19 protein-coding genes and 1 pseudogene are annotated in these 18,798 nt (G+C 54.5%); 13 read left to right on the top strand and 7 right to left on the bottom strand.

What is annotated here, in order from left to right:
* The 6 genes from G565_RS26490 to G565_RS26160 all read right to left on the bottom strand — a co-directional run.
* A partial coding sequence (locus G565_RS26490; protein WP_169579672.1) for a transposase family protein occupies window positions 1-266 on the bottom strand: 266 nt, incomplete at its 3' end.
* A gap of 28 nt (window positions 267-294) precedes the next feature.
* Window positions 295-1,371 (bottom strand): PAS domain S-box protein, encoded by a 1,077-nt coding sequence (locus tag G565_RS0117975; protein WP_028672110.1) that lies wholly within the window; start codon window positions 1,369-1,371, stop codon window positions 295-297.
* Between the two features lie 331 nt (window positions 1,372-1,702).
* Complete coding sequence (locus G565_RS0117970; protein WP_028672109.1) at window positions 1,703-2,587, bottom strand: patatin-like phospholipase family protein; 885 nt, start codon at window positions 2,585-2,587, stop codon at window positions 1,703-1,705.
* 121 nt (window positions 2,588-2,708) lie between these two features.
* A complete protein-coding gene (locus G565_RS0117965; protein WP_028672108.1) occupies window positions 2,709-4,601 on the bottom strand; it encodes an Lnb N-terminal periplasmic domain-containing protein in 1,893 nt (630 codons plus the stop codon).
* A gap of 74 nt (window positions 4,602-4,675) precedes the next feature.
* Window positions 4,676-5,158: a DUF3015 family protein gene (locus tag G565_RS0117960; protein ID WP_028672107.1), complete on the bottom strand. Its 483-nt coding sequence runs from the start codon at window positions 5,156-5,158 to the stop codon at window positions 4,676-4,678.
* A 203-nt stretch (window positions 5,159-5,361) separates the two neighbouring features.
* The gene (locus tag G565_RS26160) at window positions 5,362-6,990 is read right to left on the bottom strand and encodes a winged helix-turn-helix domain-containing protein (protein ID WP_028672106.1); all 1,629 of its coding nucleotides are present in this window, start codon (window positions 6,988-6,990) and stop codon (window positions 5,362-5,364) included.
* 200 nt (window positions 6,991-7,190) lie between these two features.
* Between G565_RS26160 and G565_RS0117950 the strand changes: the two genes are divergently transcribed.
* From G565_RS0117950 to G565_RS0117890, 12 genes are all read left to right on the top strand, one after another.
* Window positions 7,191-7,670, top strand: a complete 480-nt coding sequence (locus tag G565_RS0117950) for a PH domain-containing protein (RefSeq protein WP_028672105.1) — start codon at window positions 7,191-7,193, stop codon at window positions 7,668-7,670.
* Window positions 7,671-7,931: 261 nt separating this feature from the next.
* Entirely contained in the window at window positions 7,932-8,984 is a 1,053-nt protein-coding gene (dinB, locus tag G565_RS0117945; protein ID WP_028672104.1) for a DNA polymerase IV, read from the top strand.
* A gap of 187 nt (window positions 8,985-9,171) precedes the next feature.
* On the top strand, window positions 9,172-9,846 hold the full coding sequence (locus G565_RS0117940) for a substrate-binding periplasmic protein (protein ID WP_169579671.1): 675 nt from the start codon (window positions 9,172-9,174) through the stop codon (window positions 9,844-9,846).
* A gap of 92 nt (window positions 9,847-9,938) precedes the next feature.
* A complete protein-coding gene (locus G565_RS0117935; protein WP_028672102.1) occupies window positions 9,939-10,316 on the top strand; it encodes a TonB-dependent receptor in 378 nt (125 codons plus the stop codon).
* Window positions 10,317-10,386: 70 nt separating this feature from the next.
* A complete protein-coding gene (locus G565_RS0117930; RefSeq protein ID WP_245584214.1) occupies window positions 10,387-11,322 on the top strand; it encodes an aldo/keto reductase in 936 nt (311 codons plus the stop codon).
* Window positions 11,322-12,035 carry a DUF6064 family protein gene (locus G565_RS24805; RefSeq protein WP_051208223.1) on the top strand — a complete coding sequence of 238 codons (714 nt, stop codon included), beginning with the start codon at window positions 11,322-11,324 and terminating at the stop codon, window positions 12,033-12,035. The genes G565_RS0117930 and G565_RS24805 overlap by 1 nt, the downstream gene beginning before the upstream one ends.
* 105 nt (window positions 12,036-12,140) lie before the next feature.
* Window positions 12,141-13,307 carry a DUF418 domain-containing protein gene (locus G565_RS0117920; RefSeq protein ID WP_157600144.1) on the top strand — a complete coding sequence of 389 codons (1,167 nt, stop codon included), beginning with the start codon at window positions 12,141-12,143 and terminating at the stop codon, window positions 13,305-13,307.
* 134 nt (window positions 13,308-13,441) lie between these two features.
* Complete coding sequence (locus tag G565_RS0117915) at window positions 13,442-13,651, top strand: DUF2061 domain-containing protein (protein WP_028672099.1); 210 nt, start codon at window positions 13,442-13,444, stop codon at window positions 13,649-13,651.
* A 180-nt stretch (window positions 13,652-13,831) separates the two neighbouring features.
* Complete coding sequence (locus tag G565_RS0117910; protein ID WP_028672098.1) at window positions 13,832-14,347, top strand: PEP-CTERM sorting domain-containing protein; 516 nt, start codon at window positions 13,832-13,834, stop codon at window positions 14,345-14,347.
* 385 nt (window positions 14,348-14,732) lie between these two features.
* Window positions 14,733-15,242, top strand: a complete 510-nt coding sequence (locus G565_RS0117900; protein WP_028672096.1) for a PEP-CTERM sorting domain-containing protein — start codon at window positions 14,733-14,735, stop codon at window positions 15,240-15,242.
* A gap of 142 nt (window positions 15,243-15,384) precedes the next feature.
* Window positions 15,385-16,416: a histone deacetylase family protein gene (locus G565_RS0117895; protein ID WP_028672095.1), complete on the top strand. Its 1,032-nt coding sequence runs from the start codon at window positions 15,385-15,387 to the stop codon at window positions 16,414-16,416.
* Window positions 16,413-16,811, top strand: a complete 399-nt coding sequence (locus tag G565_RS0117890) for an acyl-CoA thioesterase (RefSeq protein ID WP_028672094.1) — start codon at window positions 16,413-16,415, stop codon at window positions 16,809-16,811. The genes G565_RS0117895 and G565_RS0117890 overlap by 4 nt, the downstream gene beginning before the upstream one ends.
* Window positions 16,812-17,223: 412 nt before the next feature.
* On the opposite strand, the gene G565_RS0117885 is transcribed toward G565_RS0117890, so the two are convergent.
* Window positions 17,224-18,408: a DUF7151 family protein gene (locus G565_RS0117885; protein ID WP_425413985.1), complete on the bottom strand. Its 1,185-nt coding sequence runs from the start codon at window positions 18,406-18,408 to the stop codon at window positions 17,224-17,226.
* Between the two features lie 149 nt (window positions 18,409-18,557).
* On the opposite strand from G565_RS0117885, the pseudogene G565_RS0117880 reads away from it, so the two are divergent.
* Window positions 18,558-18,798: pseudogene (locus G565_RS0117880) on the top strand (IS1380 family transposase); the annotation flags it as partial.

Below are 18,798 nucleotides of genomic sequence, written 5' to 3'. Positions count from 1 at the left end.
TTAACACCATGGCCCTTACACTTGACCCTTGGCAACCGAGCGTGCAGGTAAGTAGCAAACTGCATGGTATCCAGATGGCGCCAGGTCCGGGATTCACGTTCATCGTGTTTTGGACATAATGTTCCGCACTCAGGACACGCGCCAGTGGAGTCGACATACTCAATCTCGATATCGACTCGGCTATTGGCCATGTTGAGGTCTACCGAGCTTGTCTCCCAGGGCGAATGAATACCCAGAAGCAGTGCATAATGCTCTTCGATTTCCACAGAAAGACTCCCCGTAAATTCGGTATGATCAAGTCCTGATTATACTGGATTTCCACAGGAAACTACGAAGAGCCGAAAAAGAAATGACTTTGCGCAGCGGTTCTCTCAGATCATGCGAAGCAATGAATGCGAACTCTTTAAGCTCCTGATTAGACCGTTCAAGCGCGGTATTGCGCTGCTCAATCTTTTGTTCGTAGGCCTTGCGCTGAGAGACATCGACTACAGAGGCGACTACATCTCCGGCCTCACTGCCAGTCACCGGGTTCAACCCGATCTCAATCGGCACCATGCTGCCATCCAGGCGCAGACCTCTGAGATCCTTTCGATCACCCATCATCCGTTTGGCAGGTGAAGCGACATAACCGTTCCGATCCTGTTGATGCTGAACTCGCTGCTTCTCGGGCACCAGCGATTCTATTGGCCGACCTTCGAGTGAGCCGAGTGGGTAGTTGAAGATAGCATGAGCGGTACTGTTTGCCTGTTGAATCAGTCCGTCCCGGTTCACGACGATCATACCGTTGGGCGCTGATTCAAAAATGCTTTGCAGGCGTTGCTTCACCCGATCCGACGAACGGATCTGGCGTTCGAGCGCATCTTTGGCTTTCTGAAGTTCTTCAGTCCGGTCCGCCACCGCCTGCTCCAGCGATGCGTAGAAATCACGAAGTCGATTCTCGGCGCTGATACGAAGGTCGACTTCTCTGTGCAGTGCTTCGTTACGCTCAGCGAGCATTACCGGGCTGGGAATACTCACCAGCCGGGGTATCAGGGGCCAGATAACAATTGCTGTTGCCAGAGACACGCCAGCGGTTATCAGTTTGACCAGCCCCTGTGCGTAGTAGTCTCCATTCCAGATATTCCAAATGCTGAACAAATGCGTCGTACCGCACGCCAGAATAAAAGCGGCGAACAATTTGAGAACCCACCCGAACTCTGTTCCTTCCCGCTTTTTCCAATACTGAGCCAGGGCCAGGGGAATGGAGAAATAGGACAAGGCGATAATGGTGTCTGATCCCGCGTGGAGCACCAGCATGTCGGGCCGCCAGAGATAGCACATACCATGTGGCATCAGGTTGCTTGAGAACATGTAGTTCCAGAGTTCGTCCATAAAGACTCCCGTTCGCCTTTCATTGACGGTTGACCTAACGGAGCGAAGGTCTTGAGTTCGGTGGTTTTCCTGACCGTTTCCGGAGATTAGCCCAAATATCAGAAAACGGTAGGTCAGAAATGCCGGAAGGTGTGAGTCACAACAGATCGATACAAGACGACATTCAGTAGGGGAGTATTCACGAAGATGATCAGCGTTCGGCCATGGCAATGTTGCTTGAATAGCAGAATGACATTGATTTAGTACAATCCATAGAAGGTATTGGCGCGAGCAAACCCGCCATACTGCGCTCCATTACGCTCCATTACGCTCCATTGTCTACCGCCGGGTGTCAGCGCCGTTCTTTTAATGCCTTTACGGTCAGTTCATAACCCAGGTCAATCATCTCGGCACCCCGATGGAAATCGAGTATGCCGCACGCATCGACCGGCACTTCGATCAGCACGTCGGGTTCAAAGGCGGCCAGTTGGTAACGGCCGATCCTGTCTTGCATCGCTTCGACAGATTGGGCAAAGATATCAACAACCGAGTTATTACTGCTCTGGCTTTCACCCTCCAACCCCAGTGTCTGCCGGGTCTGCTGAAACCATTGTAAGAGCTTGTTCGAGGATTCGTCGCGGCTCTGAGCATCGTCGTCTTTTATTGGCGGCTCCGATTCAGGCTGGTGGGCATTCCCGTTCAGCGAGACGACGACCGTGAATTCGGCATCGTGATACAACAGCGGTGTCATCGGCAGCGGGCTTAGTAATCCGCCGTCGACCAGCAGCCGGCCTTTGCGGCGAACCGGCGTGAAAAAACCGGGAATGGCAATGGAGGCGCGAATGGCTTCAAACATGGAGCCGTGATTAATCCAAACCTCCTCACGTTTTTGAATATCGGTCGCAACCGCGCTGAAGGGTAGGTTGAGCTCCTCGATTTGCGTATCGCCGACCAGATCGGCCAGCCGATCCATGATTCGGTCGCCTTTGAACAAGCCAACTCGGGAATAGGAGAAATCGAGCAGTTTCCAGATATCCCCAAGGGAAAGACTGCTCACCCAGTCGGCGTAGTCGTCCATTTTCTTGGCCGCGTAGAGCCCCCCAACCAGAGCGCCAATCGAGGAGCCGGCAATGGAGCTGATCTGGTAGTTCCCATTGTCTTCGAGCGCTCTGAGAACGCCGATGTGAGCCAGGCCACGAGCACCGCCACTGCCCAGTGCTATAGATGTTTTCTTCACTCTGTGACCCTCACATTAACCAGGCGACCCGAGAGGGATACCTTTGCCCAAAGCCTACACGGACTGCTTGAGTGTGACCACCGGGTTAAGCCCCGAATAAGCCTGTCTCTAGTGGTTCATGCTAAAAGTACCAGTTAAAGTCCAGAGTGCCCCGGGTGTTCAGTTGACCGCCCTGGCTTTCGGTCGCCAACTGAAGGCGTACAGCCTGATTTGGTGAGAGCACCCGATTGTAGGTTGCCGCAAGCGTGGCGGTGGGTTCCTCAGACAAAAACTCATGCACCAGCCGCGCCTCAATGCCAAATCGATCTTCTGAGGCGACATCGGTTAACCAGCCACCATGCAGACCCGCCAGCAGCTGTGGGTCCGTTGCAACCCCAATGGTGACCAGCAAAAAGCCGAGGCTGCCATTGCCGGTTTGTACGGCACGCCCAAGCCCCATCTCTGCACTGAAAGGCAAGCTTTTGGCGTTAGGGTTCGCGCGCAACCAGCCCAATCGTGCCGACCAGGCCAATGAAGGGGTCATGGCGTGGTAGGGGGTCAACGAGCGAAAATCAACCAGGTCCAACTGGTCTAGCGCCAGATCGACCTGATCGTTTTCGTCGACCGACAGCCGGAACTCGCTTTGCAATGCATTGATCTGGGCGTTGTCGAGAAAACCGGCTTGGCGGTCATAGTTGTCGTGGTAAGCCGGGCGAAACCGAAACCGGGCGTACAAACGGTCATCGCCCTGGTAGCCCAGGCCGATGCCTGCACGGCGAACACCATGGCCTTGCATCGGCTCCCGTGGCCAGGCTTCTGGCGGTGGCTCTGTTAACCCTGCAGCCTGTTGTGCGCGTAAACGCAGCAAGCCATAGGAAACCTCAGCCATCTGCGAACTGTGTTTTTTGGCCTTGAACCGGGAATATTCGTAAGCCAGATCAACGACCAGTCGCTGTTGCCCTGCTGGCAGCTCATTCAAGGCTCCGGTATCGGTCGATGCAACCGCGTTGTCGACCAGGCGTTGCGCCAGTTGAACTTGCGCGCGAGGTAATTCACTGGCCAGAAAATGAATACGGCTGGCAATGGCGGGCCTGAAACCCGGTGTTTGAACCAGCCCGACGCGAGCCAGAGCTCGCAGGGTGTCGACGGGCACTGCGTAGACGTCGAAGTCTTCAACCAGGTCGTACTGCGGGAAAGCGGCCTCGATCAAACCGAGCAACCGGTAAGAGCAGTTTTTCAGCAAGTACGCGTAGTTGATATTGATGTCTTTTAGATCCCACCCTGCTTTGATGAACGTTTCGGCCTGAGCCGGAGAAACGTTCAGCGGGTACTCCCAGATATCCCGGGATTCGAGTTCGTTGTAGTTCTGAACCTGTCGGTAATAAGGGTGGGAACGTACTGATCCTGGGTATAAACCGGTCAACCCCTTAAACGCATAAACAAAGCCATTTTCATTCGGCTGAACATCCGCCCCATAACTAACAGTAAGTGCCAGCAAGGCATTCCGGGCTTCACCTTCAGCCTGTCCGTCAACGCGCACAAACGTATGGCCGAACATGGATGCTGGGTTGTTAAGGTACGCATTGGGGTAAATTAACGTCATGCCTGAGGGTGCTGCCTGCTCGATAAACGCCGTTAATGCAGGGCACTCAACCACAGGGAATTCGATGGTATCGGGGAAATGATCAGTGACCCATTCAAACCGGCGCGGGTAGCGGCACTGAGCCGCTTCATCGCCCAGGTTCGGCGTGTCTGACATAAAGGCACGAACGGTTGAAAACAGCTCGGCTACCGGGTCGAACTGTCCGGCAGGGGCGAAAAAGAAATCGGCGTCTTCTACGTCACTGCGAAAGCCACCGGAGATGGGCCGGTAGTGCATGACTTTATACCAGCCATCCTCATGATACAGACGATTCTGCTCGACCCAGTGGATCCAACTGGTATCAAACAGGGTACTGGCAGCGGCTGTTGTGGCCCATCCAAGCAGCAACAGCGCCAACACAACATGCAGGGGGCGAGTAATTGAGAGGGTCAATGTAGAGAACCTTGAATGACAAAACTACCGGAGGGAAATCGGGGAGTCGATGACTCCCCATATTAACGCGGGGCTTAGGCGTTCAGTGCGTAAACGGCCAGGCTCTGGTCTTCACGCAGCACAGCCATCAGTGATTCAACCGCCGCTTCGCGAGTTGTTTCAGCAGACGGAAAGATGCGAGTGAAGTTGGCTTGCGTAGCCACAGAAAAAGCAGCGCGATCGCTCAGCTGAACGTCAAGCAGGGTAGCCAGGCCATCCAGTGCTTCGCCTTCACCGCGTGCCATATCGACGGCAACCTGGTCCAGGTTGGTGTCGAGATAGGCCGCAACCTGTGTGTACTCGATCGACTGGCTTGAGTCGCAACCCAGAGTTCCGGTAGACATGCCGAAGGCCTGGTTGGAATAGATGCCGTTGGTAATGCTGGCCAGAACGTGGTTAAACGTTCCCGTTTTCTCAGCAAAAATCATTGAACCCAAACCACAACCCGGACCACTGCCAGCCATAGCGGTGCCCGTCAATGCAACTGTCAAACCTGCAGTCAGCAATAATTTTTTCATGGTATTTCTCCTTAACAAAATGTCCTTGATAAATGGATCTGCGAATAACCTCACTGGGAGGCGCGCGGAGTGTAACCAAGGCATTAGGTAGGGTCGCCGTCAGCGTCCAGCATTTGTGATCGACCTCAAAGAAATCACGCGGGGATGTTTTGACTTGGTTACTAAACAAACAGCAATGACAGACACTACTGACTGGCTAAAGACTAACCGCTGGAATTGTGTGCGTTTCCCGACGCGGTGCAACCGCTTTCCTGCTTGGGTATGGCGGTAAACAGAGCAGGCAACCCGGCTCTGACTTCGTCGGGTACAACCCCCTCACCATGCGTTGACACAAAATAATTGACCGGCCCGCTGAACAGGTTGATTCGATGCTTTTCCTGAACAAAACACCGGGTACTGCCAAAATACAGGACGGACAACATGTCTTTGATTTTACTGGCCGGTAATGCCCTGAGAAACAGCCGGACCAGCTTCGGTACCGAGTGTTTGTCGTTCATGAAAAACACCTGCAACCCGGCTCGTTTCAGTGGGTTGGTTTCCTGCTTCAACATATCCGGAAACAGACGTTCAAGCGTGTCGGTATCCCCCCGGGCTTTCAATGCGATCGCTTTGAGAATCAGGACCATTCGGTGAAAAAAATCATCGGGATCACACACCGACAGACAATGGTCGTAGTAGCCCAATGCAACATCGAACCGGCCCAAACTGGCATTGATTTTCCCCTCAACCATAAAGCAGGCTGCATGGTGGTGCCCATACTCCAGCGCCAGCCGAGAGTAACTGCGCCCGAGTTCCGGGTGACCATAGGTGAATAGAATATCCGCCGCTGCCGATAAGTTCAGCGCATCGTCCAAATAGGCTTCAATATGGGTTAACACCAAATCAAGCACTTCCCCGATGGCTTGTTGTCGGTCCCGAACCTGGCCAGCGTATAGTTGATTGTTAATACCCACCGCCAGCATCAGTGCCAACTCGGGGTCATCGGGATTGCGGGCCAGTGACCGTCGCAAGGCTGAGACTGCTGAAGACTGAGCCTCATCGTTCGGATTAAACAACTTGGAGGCACGATACAGAGTAACCGTGTGCGGCTCCCGGTTGCCCGCTTCATCTTCAGGGCCATTCAGCAACCGAAAAGCCACCATGCATTCGTAAAGCTCAGAGGCCAAACTCTCGCACAACGCTTCCCATTCAGGCTGCTCGCCCAGTGGTCGCCGAATGACTCGAATTACTGTCTTATGTTCATTGTCGTATACCGTCAATGATAATTGCCTGACTGTGGCTGACGGACTAAACCCCACCTGAACGGTAAAGCGGGTAAAAAACCGCTTCGTCTGCATACGCTGAACATTCTGCCCGGCGACAACGACCAGTTGGTGTTGCTCACCCAGTCGTGACTGCAGTGCACGGCCCAGGGTTGCCATAAAGTCACTGTGCTCACTGGTGGTAAAAGGGGTGAGCCCTTCCCACAACGGGCTGAGCAGTTTAACGAAGGCGGTTTCCACTGAGACCTGAGGTGAACTGGGCTGCTTTTTCTCAGCGACCCAGATGTAACCTTCCCCATAACGTGTCGCAATGTAACGAGGCTCCACAGAAGAGTCGTCCAGTTTGCGCCGAAGCCGACTGATGATGGAGTCGATATTTCGGTCAAAAGGGGCATCCGCCCCATCACTGAGGTGGTCGAGCAATTGATCGCGGGTAAACAGAGTGTCTTTGCGCGGAGCCATCACGCGCAGCACGGCCCGCTCTCGCCTGGTAAACGTAATACGACTGCCATCGGCACGGGTTGCGAACAGAAAGTTGTCGTCGAATTCAAGATGTGAAAAAGCGTTCATATCCTTGTTACCTCGCCACTTATCCGGACAACACGGCCGGGCATGTCGTTTTTTTATTCATATTCACACAATTGTGCAAGATTTCTATGTCAACCTGGCTCCTCGGTCAGCGGAATGGCCGCGTACCAACCGGTACGACACCAGGATGGTGTACCGCTTACATCGCACCATCCGGCTTACACCTTAGGGAGAGCATTGACATGTTTGCACCGTCCATCAGTCTCGCTGTTGATGAATACATCATCAGCCGAGGTTATCGCCACACGCTGGTGTGGGCCGTTCTGGCGGTAATCGCCATCGCAGGCCTGTTTAATTCGTGGTTTGTGCTGGTGGTCGCTTGTTGTTTCGCGATCGACCAATCGGGCTACGAACTGCAGATCACGACTCGCAAAGTGGTCGACCAGCGTGGCACCTTCTTTCGTCGCACCACCCACATACCGCTGCATACACTCGAAAGCATGGACATTACCTGTTATGGCCTGCCGTTTCTGTTCGAAACCGGCACCCTGACCCTGCGTACGAACGCTGGCAGCGTTCATCGATTTCATTGCATCAACCACCCGGAGGCGACCGTACGCTTGCTTGATGCCCTCTGCCGCGGGCATGAACTGGTCAGCCAGTCTCCGGTCGTTCATCGGGTTCGCCGCCACCGGGATGCCCTGAAAGGCGTTGTTTCCTGACGAGTAGTAGCCGAGGTTTACCCTTTTCATTTTTGACTCCAGTAAGTCGTTGATGCCCGCCAAGTGCGGGCTTTTTTAGCCCACCTTAAATCGCTTTCCTGCTACGCCCGGGCCAGCAGGAACAAGATTACAACCTATCCGGTGTGTTGCTCAGTGATGTACATCACTCTGAACCCTGGCTTCTGAAGACCGGATGAAAACTGGACATCCATACAGCCTTTAGTCATACTTTTTCATCAGTTGTAGCAACCGACACGGCCCATGCGCAAAATCCTGCACAGCGACGCCGACTGCTTTTACGCCGCCGTCGAAATGCGCGACAACCCTGAATTGCAAGGCATCCCCATTGCAGTGGGCGGTGCGGTCGATCGTCGGGGTGTCATTGCCACCTGCAATTACGAAGCGCGCGCTTATGGGGTTCGGTCTGCAATGTCGACGGCCATGGCGCTGAAAAAATGCCCGCACCTGACCCTGGTGCGCGGCCGAATGGACGCCTACAAAGCCGTATCCACCCAGATTTTCGACATCTACCGGCGCTACACCGACCTGATTGAACCCTTGTCACTCGACGAAGCCTATATGGATGTGAGCGACAGTCCTGCCTGCCAGGGCAGCGCCACGCGCATGGCAGAGGCCATTCGGGAGGCGGTAAAACGAGAGGTTGGGTTAACGGTGTCGATTGGGGTGGCCCCCAATAAGTTTCTCGCCAAAATCGCCAGTGACTGGAACAAACCGGACGGCCTAAAAGTCATTCTGCCGGATGAAATCGACGCCTTCGTTCTGGATTTACCCGTCACCAAACTGCATGGCGTCGGTGCGCGCACCGCCGAACGGTTGCATGCTCAGGGGCTAGTCACCTGCGGCGATGTTCGCCAGAAGTCGCTGCACAGCTTGCTGGAACGCAACGGCAGCTTCGGTCAGCGCCTGTGGGATCTGGCACACGGGCGGGATGAACGATCGGTTAAGGTAACCCGCCAGCGCAAGTCAGTCAGCACCGAAACGACCTTCGCACAGGATCTACCCGATCTGGAGCAATGCCAGGCCAGGCTTCCGGAGCTGATCGACGACCTGCAAAATCGATTTTCCCGCCTGAGCGGATACCGCATTGAAGGCGCAGTCGTTAAGGTTAAATTCAACGATTTCCAGCAGACCACCGCCGAACACAGCCACACCGCACCCGATGCGACTGTATTTAACAACTTATTGATCGAGGCCTGGCACCGGCGCAGTTCACCAGTGCGCCTGCTGGGTGTCGGCTACCGACTGAGCCAGATTCCGCAACCGGATGCACCCGCCCAGCTACCCCTGTGGTAAAGACGAACGATAAAGACAATGGATGACGATGGGTAAAGAGACGTCCACTCAAAGCGCCCCGAACTGAGATTGTGCTAGTGTTCATTAACACAGTTCAAACGGCCACTCCATGCACAACGGTGTTTTCCGGTACTCACTATCACCTGTCCGAAAGGGCTTTTTAGCCCTGCTGCTGGTGTTGGGTTGGATGCCCCAGGGCCTTGCAGAGAACACCCCTCTGGTCATCTCTGTCATTCCCGGCAATGCTGTTAATCAGGTTGGCATCCCCTTGTTCACCGAGGTATATGAACAACTGGGCCAGGCAGTGACCTTTCAGAACATTCCAACGGCCCGTGAAAGCCGGATGATCGCTGCAGGCAATGTCGATGCGGTTTTGGCCCAGTTAGATGGCCACCAACAACGAAACCCGGCCCTGGTTCAGGTACCCGTAGCCCTGACTCAGATTCAGATCACCGCTTTCGTGAAGGGTGAACCTACCACAGCGGCGGCGTTACTGGGGCGGAAGCCTTTAAGGCTGGGCCGATTGAGAGGGTTAACGTATGGCGTGGAGTGGCCCGCTAACGTTCAGTGGGTCGAAGTCAACCAAACGCGCCAATTGATTCAATTGCTGGATCGTGGGCGCATCGACGCCGCCATTTCACCCGAACTGTCCGGGCAATACTTTGTGCTGGAGATGGGTTTGACGGACATCAGCCGGCTCACGTCACCTCTGGTCAGCGTCAACGTTTTTCACTACATCCACCGCGATCAGCAGCCATTACTCCCCGAACTGACCCGAATATTGCAGCAAATGGAGCAGAACGGCTCCTTGCTCGCCCGCCACAACGCCTATCGGCAACAACTTGGCCTGCCACCCCAGTAGTCTGCCCCCTGGATCCACCCGGGATACGGCATTTCAATGTCGCTCGCTGCCTCAATCACCTATGATAATAGTTATTACTTGGATAATTATATGTGATTGCCTACGCTCACCGCTTTTCACGCCTGTCGACCGCCCAATCTCTTTCCAAGGAATATACCCGAGCGCCATATCACCGGAACCGTTCCGAGCTGCGCCCGCTGACCATCGCCATTTTAGCGACCCTACCCGCCGTTTCGCCCGCCTGGGCGGAAGCGCAATTCGCCGACCTTGCCAACACCCTGAAAGTAGACGCCTGGTCGCAACTGGACCTGGGCGCCCGCTACCGCATGACTCTGAATACCGTCGAAATGACCTGGCGCGCAGACATTGAAAACCTGACCGCCGAGCAGTACTCGGCATCCGCCGCCGGCGGGTACCTGACCCAGGGCCAGCCAAGAACCGCCGCGCTGTCGCTGGACGTGAGCTTCTAAGGCCAGAGTGTAAGACACTGCAGATCGACTAGGCTTACCCCTAACTGACTCATGTCCACAGGGGTAAGTCGTGTCAGATACGCATTCCGGCATCAGCCGTCGCCGTCTTGTGCAGCAAAGCCTGGCCCTCGCCGGAGCATCGTTGCTGCCTGCCCGAAGCTGGCCGGAAACCCGGCCTGCCGTGCGAACTCGCGCCATACCTTCTACCGGTGAAGCCATGCCTATTGTCGGCCTGGGCACCTGGATTACCTTCAACGTCGGTAACGACGCCACCTTGCTCAACGAAAGCGCGGCAGTGATGGCGGCTTTCTTTGAAGCCGGCGGGCGTATGATCGATTCCTCACCGATGTACGGCTCCTCCCAGGATACTCTGGGCTTTGGGCTCGACACGCTGGGCTCATCGACGCCGGTATTTTCAGCCGATAAAGTCTGGACTTCGAACGCCAATAACGGCGCCGGCCAAATCGAACACTCACAACAACGCTGGGGTGTGCCGCGGTTTGATTTACTGCAGGTACACAACCTGGTCGCGTGGGAACCCCACTTGCGCCTGTTGCGACAAATGAAAGCAGCGGGCGAAGTGCGCTACATTGGCATCACCACCTCAGAAAGCCGCCGCCATGCCGAGTTCGAAAACGTCATGCACGGCCAACCGCTGGATTTCATTCAGGTCTCATACAACATTATCAACCGCGACATTGAAGATCGCATTCTGCCCTTGGCGATGGATAAGGGCATTGCCGTGATCGCCAACCGACCGTTCCAGCAAAAACAACTGATTCATCGCTTCGAAGGCAAACCCCTGCCCGCCTGGGCCAGCGAGTTTGAAGCCGAAAACTGGGCGCAGTTTCTGTTGAAATACGTCATCTCACACCCGGCCATTACCTGCACCATTCCCGCGACGACGCGGGTCGATCACGTTCGTGAAAACCTGGCCTGTGCCACCGGGCCCCTACCCGATGCTAATCAGCGCGAACGCATGGCCGCCTACGTGCGATCGTTGTAATGGACGCCTGGTTCAGCTACCGGCTGAGTGATTTCATTCTGTTCTCCGAACGGGTTTACTGGCGACTGTTTGATCAGGTCAACACCCTGGCCGGCGCCTTGCTGCCCGTGCTGATCGCCCTGGGCTGCCTGATGCTGGTGGGTGTCTGGTCGCGTCACCGTACCGTGCAAACAGCCACCGCGTTCTTACTCGCAGCGCTCTGGATCAGCAGCGCCTTTTTGTTTTTATGGCACTATTATGCACCGGTCAATTGGGCGGCCCGATATGCGGTACCTTTCTTCCTACTGGAAGCGAGCCTGATCGCATTAATGAGCCTCACCCGACAACTGACACGGCCGTTGATGAGAAATGACCCGCGCCTGTGGCTCGGGTTTTCTTTACTGGCCTACGCCTTGGCCATCCACCCACTGACCAGTCTCCTGTTCGGCCGCACCTTCGACAGTGCCGAAATTGTAGGGCTATCGCCCGATGCCACAGCCATCGCTACCCTGGGCATCTTACTGATCACCGCCCGCCCACTGGCGCTCTGGTTACTGCTGCCCATCCCCCTTGCCGTTTGCATGCTGAGCGCGCTAACGCTCTACTCACTGGGCACACCGGAAGCCTGGATACTGGTCATCGTGTTACTGGTTATCCTGGTTGCACTGCTGACGCCAAAGCTGAACCTGCACGACGGCAACGACGCCGTCATCGCAAACGCCCGGGACTGGTAGAACTGGCACCAGTCGTTCCCGCTTTCTGTGACCGACGGCAGTAACCTGCACTCGGTTTTTCTGGCAAACTGCAACGCAACCTCGTTACCTGGCCGCCCAACTGTCATGCACACGACCAGCACGCAAGACCGGATCGACAGCCTCGACCTGATTCGTGGTGTCGCCATTCTCGGCATCTACATCATGAACATCTATTCGATGACGGCACCCGACATCGCCTACTCGGTACCGCGCTGGCAGGAAGGCAGCGGTATCGTTGACGACTGGGTTTATGCATTTCAGTCGCTGTTCGTTGAATCCCGATTCATGAGCCTGTTCAGTCTGCTGTTTGGTGTCGGGCTGGCCGTGCAGTGGGACCGGATGGCACAGCGCGGCACTGAACCCAAACACTGGATCAAGCGCCGGCTCGGCTGGTTGCTGGTGATCGGCCTGCTGCACGGCTTTTTCATCTGGTTTGGCGATGTGCTCGCCCTATACGCGCTGTGCGGTTTTTTCGTTATTCGCCACCTGGGCGATTCAGTACGCCGCCTGGTTACCACGGGCATTATGTTCTTAGTGATCGGCCAGTTGTTTCTCGGCTACACCCTCTTTGGCGCGCTGATTACCGGCGAGAACATAATGCAGGTCCCCGATCTCCCGTTCAGCCAGGAAGCACTCGCCGAACTGCGCAACGCTAACAGCGACCTGGGGGTGCGCACAGTGCGCAACCTAACCGAAAACGCCTTTATGCTAATGGTGATGCCGTTCATCACCTTCTGGTTCAGCACCGGCCTGATGCTGATCGGGGTCGCCCTGTATCGTGTCGGTTTTTTTAACAACCCGCACGCCTGGCGATGGGCCCTGCCTCTGTGGGCACTCGGGTTCAGTTGGGGCGCAATCGTACTGGGGTTTCGGTATGCCTGGGGGCTGGAAACCAGCGCGGCACAAGCGACCATCAGTTTGATGATGATCGCCGGGCCGCCTATGGCGATCGGCTATGCATCGCTCCTGGTGCCCATTGCCAGGTCCGGCTCAAGGCTGGTCACCATGCTGCGCAACACCGGCAAAATGGCGTTCACCCTTTATATTTCCCAGTCGACCCTGACGGTGCTGTTTTTCTCCCAGATTGCCCCGGGGCTCTGGGGTACGCTCAACCGACTTGAAACGCTGTTTATCGTTGCTGGCTTCACCCTGATTCAGGTCATTGTCGCCCACCTGTGGATAACCCGGATCGGCCAGGGGCCGCTGGAGCGCCTGTGGCGCTGGCTGGCGTTCAGAAAGCTGGAGCGGTGAAGCAATACAGGGAAACTATTAGAAGCATTGCATCCTTGAGCTTTTATTAATGATAGAAGTGATTATCATTTAAGGAGATGCCATTACTGCCGAGGTTCGAAACCATGTACGTCAACGTCTCCCAACACCGCGACCTGATCAAGACCATCACCTTCGCCGTGATGCACTTCACCGTCGCCTTCCTGGTGACCTGGGCGCTGACCGGCGACATTCTGATCGGCAGCCTGGTAGCCCTGGTTGAGCCCGCGATTAACACCGTCGCCTTTTATTTTCATGAGAAGGTGTGGCGTCGCATAAAAGGCCCGCTCAATAATAACGAGCCGCTCGAACCGCTCCGTGCCTGAATCGATGTCGACTTGTTTTACATGATCGAAGGTTCAACACCGGTTAATGGGTGCCCGACAGTGCACCAGGCGGCTTTCAGGGCCTCCTGGGTCTATGGTCTGTTTATTGCGCACTACACTAAAGCCATGCAAATGGTGCAAAAAGGAGTAAACATTTCTCTCAAAGGATAGGGTGAAAACATGTTTAAAACTATCGGCCTGACACTAGCTGGTTTGGTGGCAAGTATTGCTGTCGCCCATGCTGGTCTGATTACAGATACCGTTGAAAATGACCGGTATCTGTCTACCTGGCAATCGTACTCATTCTCTCACGATATCAATGACGATGGCTTTACACCGGGCTCCGCTGTTAGTGGCTCTTTGAGCATCGACTTTCGCGACGATCGTGATCAGTGGTGGGAACACATTGAGTGGGCTCTGGTTGTCGTTGATGACCTTGATCTCGATACCGACGGCCTTAGCTATATCACCAGCGATTTCCACAAGGCGTTAGGGTTGGAAGCACTGGTTTCGCTGAACGCCAATGGCATGCTGGACGTGACAGTCACCTCCCTGCTAGGCGACTTCTATCTCGGCAACTCGGTTCTTTCGGTTATTACCGAAGTGCCTGAGCCAGGTACGATCGCACTGGTCGGCGCCGGCCTGTTCGGCTTGTACGTTACACGCCGACGTAAAGAAAAGGACGCTACTGCCTGATTCTCTCGTCAAAGCCGCTAAAACCCACTCTCCCCGGTGGGTTTTTTTATGCACCAACATCCGGTTCCGATACCTGGCTAACCCTATACGAAGCCGGCCCCACGACCGAATGGCGTTATTGGCACCGGCATTAACACCAGTAAATGGGCCTCTATGACAACCAGGGCCGCGCTTTGAGAGCCAATGGCGCCACGACTGTCGATCTGATGCCGCTGCGCTTGATGTTCAATGTCGGCAAGTTTTACAGACTTCAGAAAATCAGAATGCGCATTGACTGCCCAGCCCCAACATACGGCCTTTCCAGGGTGTTGGCCCACTCTTTGCTATATGACTGTCAGCCATGCAAATGGACCCGTTACACTTCATCAAAGGAAGGAGTCAATTCATGTTGAAAACCCTAGGTTTAACACTGGCAGGCCTGGTAGCAAGCATCTCTGTTGCTCACGCTGGCCTTATTGTGGATACAGTCGAACAGAACCAGTACCTGTCTAACTTGGATTCATACTCATACACCCATGATCTGAACGACGATGGATTTACACTGGGCTCTGCGGTGAGCGGCACGCTTAGCATCGACATCAATGACGACACTGACAAGTGGTATAAAAGCTTTGAGTGGACACTGGTAACCGTTGAAGACTTCGACTTCGATACAGGCGGTTATACTTTTTACGCCAATGACTTCAACAGCGAGCTGGAACTGCAAGCACTGGCCTCATTGAACGCCAATGGTATGCTAGACGTTAAAGTGACCTCCCTGCTGGGCGACTTCTACGTCGGCAATTCAGTACTTTCGGTTATTACCGAAGTGCCAGAGCCGGGTACGATTGCACTGGTTGGTGCTGGCCTTCTCGGTTTGTTCGTTGCACGTCGTCGTAAAGACGCCACCGCCTGATATAGCGGGCAGTGCAGATGAAACCCACCTGACGGTGGGTTTTTTTTGCCTCGCACTCAGGCCTTACCAGCGGCCCAGCCATTGAGACATCCCCTAAGCTGTGAGAAAGTGCGCTCTCCCCAATTCACGGATCTCAGCGTCAATGAAAACCGTATTCTCGCCCCTGCACCATCGCCGCACTGCCAAATCTGAACTGGACGGCGGTATTCTGGTCGACCCCTACGAAAAGCCTTCCCGGGCCGAGACGATTCTGGCGCGCGTGGTTCATCAGAAGCTGGGCGATGTCATTGAACCCGAAGCGTTCGGACTCGACCCAATACTGCGTATTCACGGCGCCGACTATGTCGACTTTTTAAAGCAATGCTGGGACGACTGGACCGCCGCCGGAAAGCCCGGCGAGGCCATACCTGCTATCTGGGCCGGGCGTGGCATGAGACACCGCGAACCCAAAGACATCGATGGCCGCCTGGGTTACTACAGCTTTTCAGCCGAGTCTTCCATTACCGAAGGCACCTGGGATGCCGCTTTCGCGTCCGCTCAGGTGGCCCTGACCGCGCAAAAGCTGATAGCCAATGGCGACCGGGCCGCATTCGCCCTGTGCCGCCCGCCCGGGCATCATGCCGCAGCCGATATGTACGGCGGCTACTGCTTTTTCAACAATGCAGCCATCTCCGCCCAGGCATTTTTGGACCAGGGCGCAAAGCGTGTGGCCATTCTCGACGTCGATTTTCACCACGGCAACGGCACCCAAAGCATTTTCTACGATCGCGACGATGTGCTCACCATCAGCCTGCACGGCGACCCCGACTACGCCTTCCCTCACTTTCTGGGGTTTGAAGACGAAACCGGTGAAGGCGCAGGCGAAGGGTATAATGTGAACATCGCTTATCCGCCCAACACGCCCTTCAGCGTCTGGGAGAAAGGGCTGGCAGCAGCCTGTCGGGAAATTGAACGGTACGCACCGGATGCGGTAATCATCGCTCTGGGTGTGGACACCTTCGAAGGAGACCCCATTTCTTTCTTCAAACTGACATCAGCCGACTACCTGACCATGGGCCAGCGCATCGCACAGCTGAACCTCCCGACCCTGTTCACCATGGAAGGCGGGTACGATGTCGATGCCATCGGCGTCAATGCGGTCAATGTACTGGAAGGGTTTGAATCGAACCAATGAGCTACCAATACCGGCTGGACTTCAAAGTTCGCGATTACGAATGCGATCTTCAGGGCATCGTCAACAATGCGGTCTACCAGAACTACCTGGAACATTGCCGGCACGAGTTCTTGCTCGACCGCGGTGTCGATTTTGCCGCGCTGTCCCGAGACGGTATCAACCTGGTGGTCGTGAGAGCTGAGCTTGACTACAAACGCTCGCTGACCAGCCAGGACGAGTTCTATATCGGCCTGAACATGAGCATGATGGACCGCGTTCGGTTTGTGTTTGAACAAAGTGTGATCCGGCAATCGGACAGCACTCTGTGCCTGCAAGCCAGGATTGTTGCGACTGCCTTGAATGAACGCGGAAGGCCAAAAATTCCTAAGGGATTTATAGAACAACTGACCCCGTGACCCCAACCAACCCGGCCATAGTGTCGGTTTAGTTTACATATAAGAACCGGGTTTGTGACACACCTCACACTCGATTGACGATAATTTGGCATCGTAATCGAATGGGTGCCCCGCGGACCCCCGGGGGCTATCTTTTCGGCATGATTTGTTCAGAGCCCTCTTAACCTTTTAACGCTGGCTCCTTTAACGCATCAAACGGCAGGTACTCCAGTGACAAAAAACCGACTGGCTGAAATCCACCTGGCAATCATCAGCGGCACAATGACGCTCACTAAAAAAAAATAGCGCATAGTAGAGTTCGTATTCCGTATCGCCATACTCCAACATCGCCTCAAACAGGCTCACGCAAAACTGTCTTGAAAAGCAAACACTCTGCCTGTTCTCAGGAGCCGCCTGATCTGGCCTGGTGTGTTCAATCGGCTACAGACAGAACACGGCTACACACTCCTGACTCTGTATCGGTCGAAAAAGCCGGAAACATACCACCTAATGGACCGCCATCAGTCAGGTCGCTATCGAAATACAATAGCGCCATCTCGTTCTCAGTCTCATTCAGTGATGCCTGATACCGCCCATTAGTGGCCTCTTCTAACGTGTCGAAATACACAGAAATAATACTGAAATTGAATTCAGCTGAATTGGCCGCCGTGGAGGTAACCAATCTTGAGTTAGTGACCTGAACATCACCGTCAAGCACATTCAGTGTCACAAACTTGAGATCGTTGCCAATGGCATCGATGGTGTAGATCAGTGGGACCGTAGCATCTTCGACTTCCGGATGATCGATCGAAACGGAGCAAGTGGTGCGGGAGGTAAAACTCAGTGCTTCCGGGTTTAGGACCAACCGATCGTCTTCTCCCTCGCAACTGACCGTGGTGGTGCCATCGTTGTTGTCGGTCCACGAACAGCTTTGCTGCTCACACACAAAACGAGTCTGGCTGATTTCACCCGGCTCAAGGCTGCCGTTACTGTCGGCATCTGGCCCACTGTCGATACGCGTTCCACCATAGGTGCAGTTTCCACCAGGCAGTTCGACAGACAATTCAATCAAGCTTGAAGATCCCGTAGCACCCGCAACATTACACACATAAACCGGTGCTGATTTTTCAGCCTCCTGCAGAACGCCGTCACCGCTCGTATCAACGCCGCTGTCAACCCGAATACCACCGTTAGTACAGTTAGCACCCGCCGGTTCAATGAGGGTTTCGACCAAACTCGACAACCCAGGATCACTGCTGTTCTCACCATCGTCGCCGTGGCAGACGTATTGGGTTTGTGAGGGGTTTACTTCACTCACATCCAACACATTATCGGCGTTTGCATCCAGACCCGACTCAATTTTCATACCGCCAATCGGGCATTGAACACTTACCCCGGCTACTTCAGTCAACCTTACCAGCGCATTCAGACCAACAGAGCCATCTGTTCCGTCTGTGCCATTTTCACCATCGGTTCCGTTGGTTCCATCTGTGCCGTTCGATCCGTTGCACACTTCCTGTGTTTGCTGAACTTCATCATCATCCAGGACATTATTGCCGTCGTTATCGAAACCAATTTCTAACAATACACCGCCACTGGGGCATACGCTTGAGGTCAAAAAGGAAGAGGTACGCAGGGCTGTCCCGGGGGATTGGGACTGATTCCTGAATCCGTAGGTTAATAATAAAAAAACGGCCTATAGCCCTCTATTTGCGCCGAATTTTGCTAAAATAGTCCCCTCAAATAGATCACCTACTGAGTGAGTAAATGAAGCGTTTCAAAATCGTACAATCCGATGCAGATATCATCAGTCACAGTGGCTTAGCACTGATTGGTCAAGCCGTAAATCGACACACCTATCTTACACAGCAAATTGACGCACTGGTTCCATTGCGCCACGGCATAAAACATTCGGATGTGATCAAAAGTTATCTAGCGATGCTATGTATTGGTAAAAATGATTTTGAAGCGATCAATACGATCGAAAGTGAACATTACTTTATGGATG

It is taken from the genome of Saccharospirillum impatiens DSM 12546, from assembly GCF_000423605.1.
Taxonomy (GTDB): Bacteria; Pseudomonadota; Gammaproteobacteria; order Pseudomonadales; family Natronospirillaceae; genus Saccharospirillum; species Saccharospirillum impatiens.
This window is presented reverse-complemented; position numbering and strand designations above follow the sequence as displayed.

What these genes read in the sequence shown, in the direction of transcription:
- G565_RS0117975 (WP_028672110.1), bottom strand. Translation starts at nt 1,371, where the DNA reads ATGGACGAACTCTGGAACTACATGTTCTCAAGCAACCTGATGCCACAT.
- G565_RS0117960 (WP_028672107.1), bottom strand. Translation starts at nt 5,158, where the DNA reads ATGAAAAAATTATTGCTGACTGCAGGTTTGACAGTTGCATTGACGGGC.
- G565_RS26160 (WP_028672106.1), bottom strand. Translation starts at nt 6,990, where the DNA reads ATGAACGCTTTTTCACATCTTGAATTCGACGACAACTTTCTGTTCGCA.
- G565_RS0117950 (WP_028672105.1), top strand. Translation starts at nt 7,191, where the DNA reads ATGTTTGCACCGTCCATCAGTCTCGCTGTTGATGAATACATCATCAGC.
- dinB (WP_028672104.1), top strand. Translation starts at nt 7,932, where the DNA reads ATGCGCAAAATCCTGCACAGCGACGCCGACTGCTTTTACGCCGCCGTC.
- G565_RS0117940 (WP_169579671.1), top strand. Translation starts at nt 9,172, where the DNA reads ATGCCCCAGGGCCTTGCAGAGAACACCCCTCTGGTCATCTCTGTCATT.
- G565_RS24805 (WP_051208223.1), top strand. Translation starts at nt 11,322, where the DNA reads ATGGACGCCTGGTTCAGCTACCGGCTGAGTGATTTCATTCTGTTCTCC.
- G565_RS0117920 (WP_157600144.1), top strand. Translation starts at nt 12,141, where the DNA reads ATGCACACGACCAGCACGCAAGACCGGATCGACAGCCTCGACCTGATT.
- G565_RS0117910 (WP_028672098.1), top strand. Translation starts at nt 13,832, where the DNA reads ATGTTTAAAACTATCGGCCTGACACTAGCTGGTTTGGTGGCAAGTATT.
- G565_RS0117900 (WP_028672096.1), top strand. Translation starts at nt 14,733, where the DNA reads ATGTTGAAAACCCTAGGTTTAACACTGGCAGGCCTGGTAGCAAGCATC.
- G565_RS0117895 (WP_028672095.1), top strand. Translation starts at nt 15,385, where the DNA reads ATGAAAACCGTATTCTCGCCCCTGCACCATCGCCGCACTGCCAAATCT.
- G565_RS0117890 (WP_028672094.1), top strand. Translation starts at nt 16,413, where the DNA reads ATGAGCTACCAATACCGGCTGGACTTCAAAGTTCGCGATTACGAATGC.